The organism is Stenotrophomonas sp. STEN030, from assembly GCF_056759995.1.
In genome coordinates, this window is the sequence record NZ_JBRREB010000005.1 from 61,437 (window position 1) to 74,945 (window position 13,509).

The 13,509-nt window shown below is 58.9% G+C and carries 15 protein-coding genes; 6 read left to right on the forward strand and 9 right to left on the reverse strand.

Annotated features, from left to right (window positions below):
* Positions 1 to 696 precede the first annotated feature (696 nt).
* From ACVOLR_RS02730 to ACVOLR_RS02755, 6 genes are all read left to right on the forward strand, one after another.
* Entirely contained in the window at positions 697 to 1,245 is a 549-nt protein-coding gene (locus ACVOLR_RS02730) for a fimbrial protein (RefSeq protein ID WP_481535063.1), read from the forward strand.
* A 77-nt stretch (positions 1,246 to 1,322) separates the two neighbouring features.
* A complete protein-coding gene (locus ACVOLR_RS02735) occupies positions 1,323 to 2,075 on the forward strand; it encodes a fimbrial biogenesis chaperone (RefSeq protein WP_481535064.1) in 753 nt (250 codons plus the stop codon).
* Positions 2,059 to 4,641, forward strand: a complete 2,583-nt coding sequence (locus ACVOLR_RS02740) for a fimbria/pilus outer membrane usher protein (protein ID WP_481535065.1) — start codon at positions 2,059 to 2,061, stop codon at positions 4,639 to 4,641. Before ACVOLR_RS02735 ends, ACVOLR_RS02740 begins: the two co-directional genes overlap by 17 nt.
* Complete coding sequence (locus ACVOLR_RS02745) at positions 4,638 to 5,987, forward strand: fimbrial protein (protein ID WP_481535066.1); 1,350 nt, start codon at positions 4,638 to 4,640, stop codon at positions 5,985 to 5,987. The genes ACVOLR_RS02740 and ACVOLR_RS02745 overlap by 4 nt, the downstream gene beginning before the upstream one ends.
* Positions 5,987 to 6,706 (forward strand): fimbrial biogenesis chaperone, encoded by a 720-nt coding sequence (locus tag ACVOLR_RS02750; protein ID WP_481535067.1) that lies wholly within the window; start codon positions 5,987 to 5,989, stop codon positions 6,704 to 6,706. The genes ACVOLR_RS02745 and ACVOLR_RS02750 overlap by 1 nt, the downstream gene beginning before the upstream one ends.
* A 532-nt stretch (positions 6,707 to 7,238) precedes the next feature.
* Entirely contained in the window at positions 7,239 to 7,592 is a 354-nt protein-coding gene (locus ACVOLR_RS02755; RefSeq protein WP_481535068.1) for a hypothetical protein, read from the forward strand.
* A gap of 33 nt (positions 7,593 to 7,625) precedes the next feature.
* On the opposite strand, the gene ACVOLR_RS02760 is transcribed toward ACVOLR_RS02755, so the two are convergent.
* The 9 genes from ACVOLR_RS02760 to ACVOLR_RS02800 form a co-directional block, all read right to left on the reverse strand.
* Positions 7,626 to 8,033: a DUF4124 domain-containing protein gene (locus ACVOLR_RS02760; protein WP_481535069.1), complete on the reverse strand. Its 408-nt coding sequence runs from the start codon at positions 8,031 to 8,033 to the stop codon at positions 7,626 to 7,628.
* 63 nt (positions 8,034 to 8,096) lie between these two features.
* Positions 8,097 to 9,428, reverse strand: a complete 1,332-nt coding sequence (locus ACVOLR_RS02765; protein ID WP_481535070.1) for a zonular occludens toxin domain-containing protein — start codon at positions 9,426 to 9,428, stop codon at positions 8,097 to 8,099.
* Between the two features lies 1 nt (position 9,429).
* Positions 9,430 to 9,759, reverse strand: a complete 330-nt coding sequence (locus ACVOLR_RS02770) for a phage coat protein (protein ID WP_481535071.1) — start codon at positions 9,757 to 9,759, stop codon at positions 9,430 to 9,432.
* Positions 9,756 to 10,982 (reverse strand): hypothetical protein, encoded by a 1,227-nt coding sequence (locus tag ACVOLR_RS02775; protein WP_481535072.1) that lies wholly within the window; start codon positions 10,980 to 10,982, stop codon positions 9,756 to 9,758. Before ACVOLR_RS02775 ends, ACVOLR_RS02770 begins: the two co-directional genes overlap by 4 nt.
* 273 nt (positions 10,983 to 11,255) lie before the next feature.
* On the reverse strand, positions 11,256 to 11,396 hold the full coding sequence (locus ACVOLR_RS02780) for a capsid protein (protein WP_481535073.1): 141 nt from the start codon (positions 11,394 to 11,396) through the stop codon (positions 11,256 to 11,258).
* Positions 11,397 to 11,423: 27 nt separating this feature from the next.
* The gene (locus tag ACVOLR_RS02785; RefSeq protein WP_481535074.1) at positions 11,424 to 11,669 is read right to left on the reverse strand and encodes a hypothetical protein; all 246 of its coding nucleotides are present in this window, start codon (positions 11,667 to 11,669) and stop codon (positions 11,424 to 11,426) included.
* Positions 11,670 to 11,672: 3 nt separating this feature from the next.
* Positions 11,673 to 11,981: a single-stranded DNA-binding protein gene (locus ACVOLR_RS02790; RefSeq protein ID WP_481535075.1), complete on the reverse strand. Its 309-nt coding sequence runs from the start codon at positions 11,979 to 11,981 to the stop codon at positions 11,673 to 11,675.
* Complete coding sequence (locus ACVOLR_RS02795; protein WP_481535126.1) at positions 11,978 to 12,928, reverse strand: rolling circle replication-associated protein; 951 nt, start codon at positions 12,926 to 12,928, stop codon at positions 11,978 to 11,980. The genes ACVOLR_RS02790 and ACVOLR_RS02795 overlap by 4 nt, the downstream gene beginning before the upstream one ends.
* A gap of 372 nt (positions 12,929 to 13,300) precedes the next feature.
* Positions 13,301 to 13,468 (reverse strand): hypothetical protein, encoded by a 168-nt coding sequence (locus ACVOLR_RS02800; RefSeq protein WP_481535076.1) that lies wholly within the window; start codon positions 13,466 to 13,468, stop codon positions 13,301 to 13,303.
* Positions 13,469 to 13,509: the final 41 nt, after the last annotated feature.

Below are 13,509 nucleotides of genomic sequence, written 5' to 3' on the forward strand. Positions count from 1 at the left end.
GCAATATTGCAGAGAGCCTCTGAAAGCCCCGGGCAAGCCGTGAGGGAGGCACTGGCGCAGGAATCTGAGTTATTGGGAGGCGTGCTGTGCTGAAGCCGCGACCAGACAATCTCTATCGCCGCGGTCAAATATTAGTGACGCATCACAAATATGAGGGCGAGAGCTCCACGGTGCGGGCTTGAGTCGTGTGGTGATGGGGCGGGGCATCGAATAGGACTGGCGCTGATTCCTGTACGGACCACCGAACGCAGGGGCAGGGCGGCAACCGATGCCACACCGGTAACACCCGACCAGACCAAAGCGGCCAAGTGCAGCGGTTCGTCTTGCGCGTTGCCTTCAACACCAGCAGGTCTACGCAAATGCAGTGCAAAACAGTAACCGCGTTGCGTTTTCCGAGACAGGCGACTCACTTGTTTCCGCATCAGAAGAAGGCATTACGGCGAGTCAACGTCAGTTCGTTTTTTGCGACTGCAGTTCTGCTGCCGTGGAGGGTTTCGGCGTTCTGTTGCCACTTCGGAATTCGTTGGACTTCATGTTTCCGCTTGGCCTTGCGCGCGTTGAGCACGCACACGAAGGCAGAAGCGCAGCCGTTGTCGAATCAGAAAACTCTGTGTTTTAGGCCTTGTCCTATGTTCCCGCCTGACGCGGGAATCAACAATGCCGCCTCCCAAAACAGAGTTCCAGGAGTAAAACCAAATGAAGCATCAAGCAAGCAGCATTCTGATTTCGTTGGTCGCAGCCATGGCCGCGAGCGCGTCGGTCAACGCAACCAATGTCATCACCTTCAATGGTGAAGTGACCGACCAGACCTGCTCGGCCGTCATCAATGGTGGCACCGATCCGACCATCATGCTTAACAGCGTTCCGGTCTCCGACCTCAATGGTGCGGTTGGCAATTCCGCTGGTGAAGGCGTGTTCACCATCACCCTGACCGGCTGTGCCGCGTCCGGCGCCGATGAAACCTTCACCACCTTGTTCCAGGCAACCAACCCCACCATCAGCGGCAACCTGACCAACACTGCGGCCGCTGGCGCCGAGGGCGTTGCACTGCAGTTGCTCGATGCACCGGGCGGTACCCCGGTGAACCTGGCCGGTGGTGCGGCTGTACGTGCTGGCGAAATCCTGCTGAGCGCCGGCGAGACGACCGCCACCCACGACTATGGCGTTCGCTACATCTCTGAAGACGCTTCCGTGACGCCTGGTCCGGTGCTGGGCTCGGTGACCTACACCGTTCGTTACGAGTAACAGGCTTGGTGAGGGCGACCTCTAAAGGTCGCCCTCACGGGTAACGCATTGCCAGCAATTCCATCTGAGGAAAGCACATGCATCAGATCTCTTCCCGTCGCTACGTGGCCAGCACTGCAATAGCCGCCATCCTCGCGCTGTTAAATGTGGGGGTGGCTGAGGCAAGTGTTGTTGTTTCCGGTACCCGCGTCATCTACCCGGCGGATGCAAAACAGGTCACGGTGCAGCTGACCAACCAGGACGCCTTTCCCAATGCCGTGCAGGCATGGGTGGACGTTGATAACCCGCAGTCCACGCCTGCTGATGCCGATGGTCCCTTCGTGGTGACACCAGCGGTTTCGCGCATGGCACCGGGTGCCGGCCAACGGATCCGCGTGATGTTCGCAGGCCAGGACGTGCCCGCAGATCGCGAATCTGTGTTTCATCTGAACGTGCTGCAGGTACCGCCGATGAACACCGCCCATGCCGACCAGAACAAGGTGATGGTGCTGATGCGTAACCGGCTGAAAATGTTCTACCGACCAACGGGAATTGCAGGCACCCCTGCGCAGATTCCAGAGCAGTTGCGCTTTCGTATCCAGCAGTCTGGGAGCAACTGGCATGTACAGGTGGATAACCCGACCGGTTACCACGCATCGTTTGGCGGTGCCACGCTGAACGTAGCGGGTGCCAGCTGGAAGCTCACCCCGGCGATGGTGCCGCCGATGGGCACTGCCCAATGGATGCCGCTTGCAGCCACCCACTTGCCCGCAGGCGAAGCGGTAGTGAGTGCGCAGCTGATCAATGACTATGGCGCAAGGATTGCAGTCACCCATGCCGCGTCACGCTAAGCGCATGCGAATCTCGCGACTCTCCGTTGCGCTCGGTGCTGCGCTTGTTGGCGCAGGCAATGTGGCCAATGCAGACGACGCGATGTACGAGTTCGACGATCGTCTGCTGATGGGTTCCACGCTGTCGACCGGCAACCTGCAGCGTTTCAATCGAGGCGACCAGGTGGATGCTGGGCGCTATCTGGTTGATGTCTATCTGAACGACACCTACGCCGATCGTCTCGAGGTGGAGTTCAAGGATGTGGACGGCAGTATCCAGCCGTGCCTGAGCGAGGCGTTCATGCGAGACACCTTGGGTGCTCGTCTGAATGCCATCGACACTGCCGATGGTAGTGATCCAAGCTGCGTGGAACTGAAGATCCGTCTGCCTGGCGCCACCGCGGCGTTGGACGTCGGCCGCCTGCGCCTGGATTTTTCCGTGCCGCAAGCCATGCTGATCAACAAGCCGCGTGACCATGTCAGCCGTGAGATGTGGGATGCCGGCAAGACCATGGCGTTCGCCAACTATGATGTGAACGCCAGCCGCTCTACGTCGCACGGTATGGAGTCGCACTATGCCTCGGCCGCCGTGAATGCCGGCGCGAACATTGGCATGTGGCGTCTGCGCCACCAATCGAACCTGACCTATTCCAGCCGCCCGGGCCAGCAGAGCAGCAACTGGAACAGCATCCGTACCTATGCGCAGCGCTCGCTGCCCAGTATTTCCAGTGACATGAGCATCGGTAACAACTACACCGACGGCACCCTGTTTGGGAACCTGAGCTACCGCGGCATCAAGATAGCAACCGATGAGCGGATGATTCCGGACTCGCAGCGCCGCTATGCGCCTGTGGTTCGTGGCACGGCAACCAGCAAGTCGCGCGTGATCATCAGCCAGAACGGCCGCAAGCTACGGGAAGACGTGCTGCCGCCGGGGCCGTTCGCTATTGATGACATCACTGGCGCGGCCTACGGCGGCGATCTGGATGTTGAAGTGCTCGCGGCAGACGGTAGCGTGAACCGTTTCAGTGTGCCGTTTTCTGCTGTGCCCGAATCCGTGCGCCCTGGCTACTCAAAGTACAGCGCCACGGTAGGTGAGGCAGGTACCAGCAACCAATCAAAGCAGCTTTTTGCTGAGTTCACCTATCAGCGCGGGCTCAGCAATCGGCTCACCGTCAACACGGGCGCCCGAGTTGCTGAGAACTACATCGGCCTGCTGGCTGGTGGTGTGGTTGCGACGCCTTATGGCGCCTTCGGTGGAAACTCGGTGTTCTCGCGTTTGCAGGAAAATGGTGTTGGAACCAAGACCGGTTACCGCCTTGAACTGAATTACAGCAAGACGTTCCAGGCCACCGATACCACCTTTACTCTGGCCGGCTACCGTTACTCGTCCAGTGGCTTCCGCGACTTCTCCGAAGCGCTCGGGCAGCCCTGGGAGCAGGAAGCATTTGATGATGATTCCAAGCAGCCAGGCTCGCAGCGCAACCAACGCAATCAATTCACCGTCGTCATGAACCAGCGGCTCGGTGACTATGGCTCGCTGTATCTGACCGGTTCGGCGGCGGACTATTTCAATGACAGCCAACGCGATGTGCAGTTTCAGTTCGGTTACTCCAACGCATGGCGGCGCCTGAGCTACAGCTTGTCGCTGTCGCAGCAACGCAATTGCGCGGTTGACCGGTGGAATCTAGGTGCTGCTTCGCAGTGCCAGCTGGGCCGATCGTTGGGGCTGACCCTGTCGATGCCGCTCGGAGCATCTGCGTCGGCGCCCGTGCTCAGCGCGATCGCCGCAAGGGATACGCGCGCGGGTGAATCCAGCTACCAGTCCGTGGTCAGCGGCACGCTTGGCGAACGCCGGGCTACCAACTATGCGGTGTCCGCAGGCCACGGCGGTAGCAGCAGTGGTAGCCAGTGGAGCGGCAACCTGCAGACCCAGACTGCCTTGGGCAGCCTCAGTGCTGGTGCCTCGGGCGGTTCGGGGATGCAGCAGCTCACCGCCGGCATCCGTGGCGCCGTGGTGCTGCATGGCGAAGGGATAACCGCCGGGCCTTACGTGGGTGACACCTTCGCCCTGGTGAAGGCAGACGGTGCGCAGGGTTCCCAGGTACGTGGAGGGCAGGGCGCTCGCATCAATCGCAACGGTTTCGCCTTGGTGCCATCGTTGTCGCCATACCGCATCAACCGCATCGGGCTGGACCCGCAGGAGATGACGCTGGAAGCAGAGCTGGTCGAAACCGAGCGCACTGTAGTGCCTTTCGCGGGGGCAGCGTTGCGGGTGGAGTTTGAAACCCTGACCGGTATGCCGCTGATCATTCGTGCCCGCCGCGCCGATGGCACGGTGGTGCCGCTGGGCGCTACCGTGGCCAATGAAATGGGCGCCACCATCGGCATGGTGGGCCAAGCAGGGCTGATCTACGCGCGTTCACCGAACCGTGCAGGGCAGCTTTCAGTGCAATGGGCGGAGGCCCTCGGCGGGAGCTGTGTAGTGCCCTATGATCTGGGTGCTCACGCCACCACCAGTGCGGCTCCTGTCATCGTCGAGGCCATCTGCCAGGACATGCAGAACTACCAAGCGGACGCGCAATGAACACATTTCTTCGTTTGCTGTTCCCATTTTGCCTGGCTGTTTCGCCGACGGCATGGGCAACCTGCTACAAGGTGGATAGCGTTGGCACTGCGACCACCACTACGCAGACTGCAATCCGGCCGGGCGAGGGCAGTGCGTCGGCTTGGGCCGGTGCCTGTGATACCTGCAATGGCTCACTTGGCCTGCCCAGCGTGATCAATGTCAGCGATCCTTCTTTCCAACCCTATCCCACGCTGATAGCCAGCGCTGTGGCACCAATTACGATGTACGGAGCCACCGGTCGCTATGATCCGGAGAGGGTTTTCTTCCGCTGTGCGCCTGGTGACGCGGTATATGAAATGTTCTCCACCAATGCAGACAACCTCTACAGCGGTTGGTACAACGGCGGCGATGCGCTGGGCAATTCCATTGGATTGCAATCGGCGTACAGGACCGCGTGGCGGAATGTGCTGCTTCGCCTGACCCACATGGAGACCGGTCAATATTTCACCGATGTCTGGGCGGAGCGGCTGTTGCAGGGACTGGATGTCGATTCCCGCGGCTATAGGTTGGTTAAAGCGAAGAACCTCAGCGCCGTGCGCTCGGAGTTGTTCAGCGCGCCCTTGGAATCTACTTTTTACTACGCGATTACCCAGTCGCAGCGCTACCTTTACACGCAGCCGGCTGGCTATATAGCAATCAAGGGACCTGGACTGGTGTATCCGGAGGTTGGCAAGACCCACAATGCAAACTACGCCGGTTGGCACTACAACTGGCCGGGCGCGATCGGGTTGTACAACGGGGTCACCCTGAAGCGTTACCCCACCTGTGCTGTACTGAACGTCACGCCGCATGTCGTATTTCCCAGGATTTCCATCAATGAGATCAACGAAGGCGTCACTCATGAGATGCCATTCCAGGTGAGCTTCAAGTGCCAGAGCGGTTTCACCAGCAGCACCGCCAACAACGGCACAGCGCTGGGCATAAAAGTATCCGCTGGCGCTGCTGCCGCAGCCTCATCACTGGGATTGACCAACGCAAGTGGTGGCGTTTCCTATCTTGTATCTGACCGCTACAACGAGGCTGGCATGGCCAAGGGTGTGGGAATTCGCTTGCTTCGCAACGGCCAGGTGATGAACCTGCTTACAAACGAAAATTCTGCAGGCGGCGTCGCGGCCACCGCACAGGCGCAAGGCTGGTATCCGGCAGTGGGCGGAGCCACCCAATCAGCGGGTACCGCCGACGGTATCACCCAATACAATGAGACCTTCACTGCCAGAATCGAAAAACTCTCTGAAGGCACCCGGCCACAGGTAACCGCCGGCCGCGTTGAGGCAACCGCGCAGATCATCATACGAGTCCAATAATGCCCCTCCAGCGTCTGCTCATCGGTGTTTTGCTGCTGACCTGCGGAAGTGCGATGGCAGGAGTGACGGCGGAACGGACGCGGGTGATCTTCCCGCAGGGGCAGCGAGAGGTGTCGCTGGTGCTCGCCAATCAGAACGACTACCCGGTGGTGGTTCAAACGTGGGTGGATGATGGCGCGCCCGACTCCGGTCCCGACGAGGCCGAAGCGCCCATCATTCCATTACCTGCGATGTTCCAGCTGGCCGCCGGCCAACGACAGAGTCTGCGTCTGTTGTTTGTAGGGCCTGCGCCGGCCGAAGACCGCGAGTCGCTTCACTGGCTGAACTTTCTTGAGATTCCCCCAAATGATCCGAGTGCTCAGGAATCGGACGCCACGCGCCTGACGGTCACGATGCGCACGCAGATGAAGGTCATCTATCGCCCCGCTGGGCTGAAAGCTGGGGCAGGGCAGGCTGCAGGGAAACTAAGCTTCCGGCTGGATGGCGCGCGTTTGTTTGCAGTCAATCCAACGCCTTTCTACGTGACACTTTCAGGGCTGGCGCTTTGCAATGGACAACCAGCAACTGTGGCGGCAGAAGGTTTGCTAGTGCCGTTCTCAGACGTACCGATCGTTGATGCCGTTCCCGGTTGCTTGCGCCAAGACACCGTGGTCCAGTTCAACTGGATCGACGACGATGGAAACAGCCAATCTGGTCGCGCTACGGTCTCTGCCAAATAGCAGCGCGCCTTTAGTCGCTCAGTTCTATTTATATGACGCGTCACTAAAACAAACTTCATTTGAAGCTGTATCTAGCCAAGCCATCAGCTCGTCGCGAATGTTTCATGCCGCAGCGCGTTGTGATTCGTGGAGCGCTCTCCAGGCGCACGGAATCTGCCCAAATCTGAAGGCCCCAGCTGGGCTGAGTGCAGCAGATCTGACGAGAATTGGAGCCTTGGTGCGAGCGATGTAGCTGCAGGAGGTTCGGACGACTGCTGCCACGCGCAACGCAGCAACGACGAGGCTTTCGTTGAGGCTGATCCAAAGGGCAGACTGGTCGAGAGGCGCGGCGGATGGCAGCGTTCGCCGGGAAGTTGCTGACAACCGGATAGGAAGCAACATCAGCGGCCTAGGCTGTTACCGAGTCTGACATAATATACATTATGCGAAATGGAGTAATTGCCTACGCCGCAGCGCGGGTCCGCTGGATCTGGCTCTGGATCACTTCTCACCTACCATCCCGGCCTCCTAAGGATTCGGGAGAAATTGAGGCATGAGCGACACCTACAACCTGGACAGCCGTCCACCGTGCTGGGAACCGGGAACGCAGTGCCCGAACAGCTGTGCCAGTGACCACTACCGGCGTGTGATCGACAACCACGTCGCTCTGACAGGCCCATGGGCTGGTTGGCGACTGGCAGGACGAGATCTGGTCGCCCCAAGCGGCGAAAGGATTCCAGAACGCAGGCTGCGCGGCCTGCTATGGCATGCCAATGCAGCCGATTTACGTGACTCGACACGTAAAAGGAACGCTGCACGAAAAGCCCGTCAACAGTCGATGGTTAAGGTCGTTGTGGTGGATCTGGGCGAGTGGCGGGAACGCCACTTCGGAACCAGCGCAGGGTAACGGCGTATTCGTAGGGGCTTGGCCCCTACACCCCTACATGCAAGCCTTCTGCACGATTCCATCCCAATGACTAGACAGAGCGAAAGTACGGTTCACACCAACACGGTCATAAGCCGCCTGGCGTTCGGCCCTAGCAAGCTCGCAAGCACTTTGATCCTGCCCAAGCGGGATAGATCTACCTGAAGACCGATACTGTTGACGAGCGGGTGCAGCATTACGCTGCGCCTGCTCCTGACGTATAAGATCCAGCCGCCGTTCTACATATGGATCCACCGGCTGAGGCGTCGCGTCCCACGTCTTCTGCGCCTGCCCCGGACAAGGCTCGCTCTGGTAAGAAACCTGCTTTCCGTTCACGCACTTATACACCTGTTGTGCGCCAACGCTGCCAGCGCACATAAGCAAAAAAACAATTATGGTTCCCCTGAGCATCCCTAGCTCCATGCCGGATATGAGCGGCAATCATAGGCGATACCGGTGTGGCTTAATTTAGTGACGAATCACTTATTAGAGCGTGCTGGTCGGCGGCGTGTAACCGCTGATCGTCTTGGCCGGGTTCAACGGGAACACATCCGCACGCTGGCCCGGCGCGTATCCAATAACACCACCCGCACCGGCAGCACCGGCTTCACTCGCTCCGCTCGCAAAACCAGTGCCGCCGCCACTCAGGTTATAGAGACGCTGCTCACGCTCACGGATGGGAGCCTGATGCGGCCAAGGCGTGGCAATGATGACGTGCTTGCCAGCTTCAAGCCGGACGCCATATGCCGCCCAGGTGACGGTGTAGCCCAACGCCTCAACCGCGGCGACTTCCATGTACTCAATCGATTCGCCGGAATCGTCGATCCATTCCAGCCAGCCACGAATCCGACCATCGATGTCAGCCCGTGCGGCAAGGCGCACACGGCCCAGATCCTTCAGCTCGGCAACATACCGCTGATCGCCCGTCAGATCCGCGTACGGATCCTGCTTGACCTTCTCCACCAGCTTGCTACCGGGTGCACTGCCCTCGCCCTCTGTGCGCACGTACTGGCCGTTTTCGTCGAACACCAAGACCGGATCACCCTGAGTCGCCGCGACGGCGCTGGCGGGCTCCGGTTCCTTGTCCTTGCCGAAGTCAAAGAAGAAGCTGAGGAAGAAGTAGGCACCGATCAAGCCGACCAGGCCGAACATCACGGCCTTGGGCAGCATGGCGAGCCACACGTTTGTTGCGCCTTCCTCATAAACCTCGGTGTTCTCCGAGCCGGGCGCGTAGCCGTGATAAAGCGGGTAGATCGCGGAATCGTACTTCTCGGTTTTGCCGCCGACCTTCTCGTATTTGCCCGGACTGGTGGTGTGAAAATAAGTGACGCGATACTTATTCTTGAAGCCGACAGCGGTCAGCTTCTGGAACACATTCTTGCGTTCGATGCGGGCGCGGATCGCCTGATGAACCCGGTTGATCCACTGCGTCATGATGACCGCATCACCGCCGTTCTGACCGAGCAGCGCCCAGAAATTCTCAACGGGTGCCGGCAGCGGCAAACGCTCGTTGACGTAGAACTCATGCACCTCATCAATGACGACCAGCGCGTCCTTGAACTGGTCGGGGATGCACCACTTGCCGGTGTCGTCCTGGACACACGCAAAGAGGGTTTTAACCTCCTTCGTGTCCACCAGAACAAGCAGATCCTGAACCTCGCTCAGCGGCATGCCGAGATAAGCGGCAATCTTTTCGTGGTCCAGCCCGTTGAGCCGAGCAAACACCCTGCGGCGCTTCTTCAGCGTCGGCAGGATGTGATTCTTTACCGCGTCATAGCTTTTGCCTGCACGCGGCACGCCTTCATTGAATACGAGCATGTCACCACTTCCCGAACGTGACGATCTTGCGCGTCACCTTGAAAACTGCGCCACCGGCAAGGATCGCCATGCACTCCGAAATCTTGAAGGTATCAACGAGCCAACCAACCGTAGGCCCAGCGTTGGCAAGTAGCGAACCGATGCTGTATTGGGTCATGAACTCAGGCACCGGCAGCGACTCAAACGCCAGCGCCACCACCTCAAGCATCTTTTCAATGGCAAGGACGATCAGGTCATTGCCGAACTGTTCAATAGCATTCCAGAGCTTTTCGATCAGCTCGCGGATCCAGTTGGTGAGGTCGGTCAACCATCCGGCGTTCATAGGAATCATGACAATGCCCAGTAAGCCGCAGCAAGTGCTGCGATAGCCATAAGCACCCAACCGATCGCACGCAGCGCGGCAAGGAAGTCACCACTACAGTGGCCGTCATAGGTCATCGCCTCCCAATACGTGGTAGCGGACACCGAAAACACCGGGCATGCACCACCGGCATTGACGGTGAAGAAATCACGGATAGCAGAAATCAGCGGTGATTCCCCTACCCTTGCTTTGAACTCCCCGAACACACCAGCAACCGTCTTACCGTTCCCGGTATAGAAATCACCCGCCCCCTCACCCGGTACGCCAGCACCGTCGTCATCGCCATCATCTTTGCCACCATTACCGCTCCCGCCCAAACTCGACCCGGATCCGGAACCGCCCTTCCCTTCTCCACTAGTGCCGCTGCCCGAAGCGCCCTGGCCCTGCGATCCATACGAACTTTGCCATTGCGTAACGTTGCTGGTATTTGCGGAACCGCCCTTGGACTCAACAACCGTTGATTGAGCCTTCTGCTCCCAATCTCCGCCGTTGTTCGGCGGAAGCGGCGGAGGCTTAGCATCCTTCCCCTGCTGCGACTTTGTAACAGCATCATTACCCGAAGCCTTGATTCCGTTTTCTCCTGGCTCCCAACAGAATTCTTTACCGCTCGATGCCACAGCGCAGTGCCTGCCATCAGATTTAACGCACTGCGTCAAACCCTCAACCTGAACGCATGAATCCTCACCGTCAGCAGGCTGCTGCCCCATATCCGGATCACTCGCCCCGCACACGTCACCCGTAGTTTTCCAGCCATCCACAACATAAGCCCGCGAGCCACCGGACCCGAGCGTATAGCTCAACGAAAACGAACCCGAGCCACTTTCAAAATGCTCAGGCGGATAAACCTTGCAACCGCGATCACACGCACCAATAACACCCGAAAATCCAGCAGAAAAAGACACAGTAGACTTGCCAGAAGCGGGACGCGAAACGCACGAACCAGCACGCGGATAAGTAAAAGTTGACTTCGCACAAATAGTCGAAGTGCCCGCAAAACTACAGCTATAGCAAGGAAAGTTGCTATATCTGCACGTGGACAGGTGAATACAGTAAGCAGTCCCGCCAGAGGCCACCGCATGCGCGCTACAAGCGGCGTAAGCCTGCCCCTGATCCGCATACTCCTGCGCACTTGCCGAGCCAATACCCATCCACGCCAGCGCGACAAAAGCCAGTACAGCAAGCCACCGACTCATGCGTCCAGCCCCTTCACCGCAGCGACCCCGCAAGCGATGCCAAGAAACCCGCAGAACAGACAAAGAATCACAGACGTCCCCTCGCGTAACGACCACCAAAGAACCGCGCAACCTTTGGCGCAGCCCATAGACAGAATTTCAACTGCGCATAGATTGCCGCAGCACCCAGCACGGCAAGCGCCGCGATAGCGGGCTCAACGCTCGCGTAGATGCTCTGGAAATCCATACTCCCTCCCTCAAAAGAATGGGGCCGGCGAACCGGCCCCAAGTGAATCAGGTGCGACCGAAGAATCCGGCGACACGCTTGGACGCCCAACCGGCGAAGCCAACCATCGCGATCAGTGCAGCTGCACCGACGATTGCGGTAACCGCGGTGTTGGTGCTCAGACCGTCCAAAATGCCCGAAAAATCCATTGCTCTTCTCCTACGTTTTGATGCTGGCTATCGAAAGAAATTCGCTACGCGGCCAGCGATACGCGCAACGACAAACCAACCGATGATCACGCCGGAAGAGCCAACAAACCAACCTGCTGCCTGCTCCGGCGTGGGTATTGCGAATGCTTGATTGATCAGCCCGTAAACAGCGTGTTCGCTGCTGGACACCAACACGTAGCCCGTGCACTCACCCACCGGTTGACCGGTTGGGATCAACGTGCCGTCCTGGGCGAGAGCTACGCAGAGAGCCATGACTTACGGCTTGGCCGAGGCAGCTGGGGAAGCTGGCAAAGCCTTCTCATCTGCTATGGGAACAAGCTTGATGCCGCGACCGATTTTCAAACGCTCGTATTCGTCGGTGACGAAGCTGGACTGATCGAACGTGTACATGCCTGGGGGATACGCAAGCTGCCCAGCCTGCAGGGAGAGCTTGAACGGCTTCGGAAAACCACCGTTGGAATCGATAATTGCTGCAACTTGCTCATGAAAGAACATCTCTGCACGCTCACCGCGAGCGGGAATGTTCTTAACCAAAACGTTAGACGAAAGAATTTGAATCTTCATAGCTCTATCACCTTCCAAGCGATTGTCCGGCCGCCAAAAATGGTTACTCGCCACGGTGAGGGCCAGAATTCACCAGTGAGTTTGTCGAACCACCCGCCAAGCGCTTTGCGAATGTCGGCAGCGGTGCCGAGGATCTCGCGTGCTGAAACGGGGGCTTTCCAGTAGCGCAGTTCGCGCTTGGATTCTTTGTTGAGGCCACCGCAGCCGTGCGTGCGGAAGCCCTTGGGAAATTGACCAGCAACAAGGCTGGTGAACTTGCTTGCGTACTTGGCGAGGTAGCCAACTGCGTTGCGTGCCTTCTGAATATTGCTGCTGCCGTGCGGCCACCAGCCAAGCTGGTCAACCTTGTGGAAGTACATGCCCTGGGGGATCCAAATCAGGACGTGGTAATGAGGGATGCCGCGCTGGGTGAGTTCGCCCACCCAGAGGTAACGGAAAACTTGACTCGCAAACCGTTTGGCGCGGGATCGAGTGACATTGAAGTAGCGCCGCATCGCTCGCAGAAGATCGCTAATGTCACGAGGGCCGCTATTGCTTCCGTCTCGGTAGGTGAGCGTGAGCATGTACCAAGCGCCCCGGAAACCCGTTGCTTTCGCTTCGTCATCGTGAAGTCTCGCGGACGTAATGACAGACTTTTTCAACCGCTGCGCCCGTGCCAGCAGAGGGTCTATTTCGATGGATACGCGACCGGTCTTCGGTGCGTCTTGACCACTTGTTTTATAAGGGACAAGCCCAAGGGCCAGCGCTTCGCGCTGGCCCTCTGAACTCAATGCAACCGGACCCGCTGCGTAGTACTCAGCAAGCGATGCAGAGCCATTGCGCTTGGCCTTGTGGATCTGCTCCGACGCGCTCTCAGTGCGGTGCTGCATGGCACGCATGTGGCCCACAGACGCGTCGAACTCATCAAGCGCGGTGCGCGGCTTATGCGCTGCTACGTTCGCATCCATGGTTGCGCGGAGGCGCGTGTAGCACGGCTCGCACATATCACCGCGATGCATCTTGCGAGGCTTGCCGCAGATGCCGCAGAACGTGCCGTGATAGCGGTAGGGTTCGGCGTCAGTCACGCGGACCTCGCATGATGCTGCGCCCGAAGACGAGGATAAGGACGCCTAGCGCAACGCAAAAAAGGAAGTCACCCACGGCGCGCCTCGCGAATCGCACGAATGCGACGACGACGAGCCCAGACGCGTAGAAGATCAATCCAGAACCACCAATCGGTGGTCAGCACTACCCACACAAACGGAGTGCAAACCGCAACGAGGAAAAGCCAGTGAACGAGACGCTGCAATTCCTCATAGCTGATGAAGATGCAAACGGGATCAGACACCGGACACCTCCGCCCTGGACACTGCTACGAGGCGAGCGGCGCGGTACGCGGAATCAACACGCGAATCCCGGCGACGAATCACCCAGCCGAACAGACCGGCTGTGCCGACCGACAAGGCCAGCGATGAAGCAATCAATGCGATGACGGCAGCTGCGTGCATGTGCATCCCCTCCCCTACCCGTGACCCGGGCCCCTGCGGGT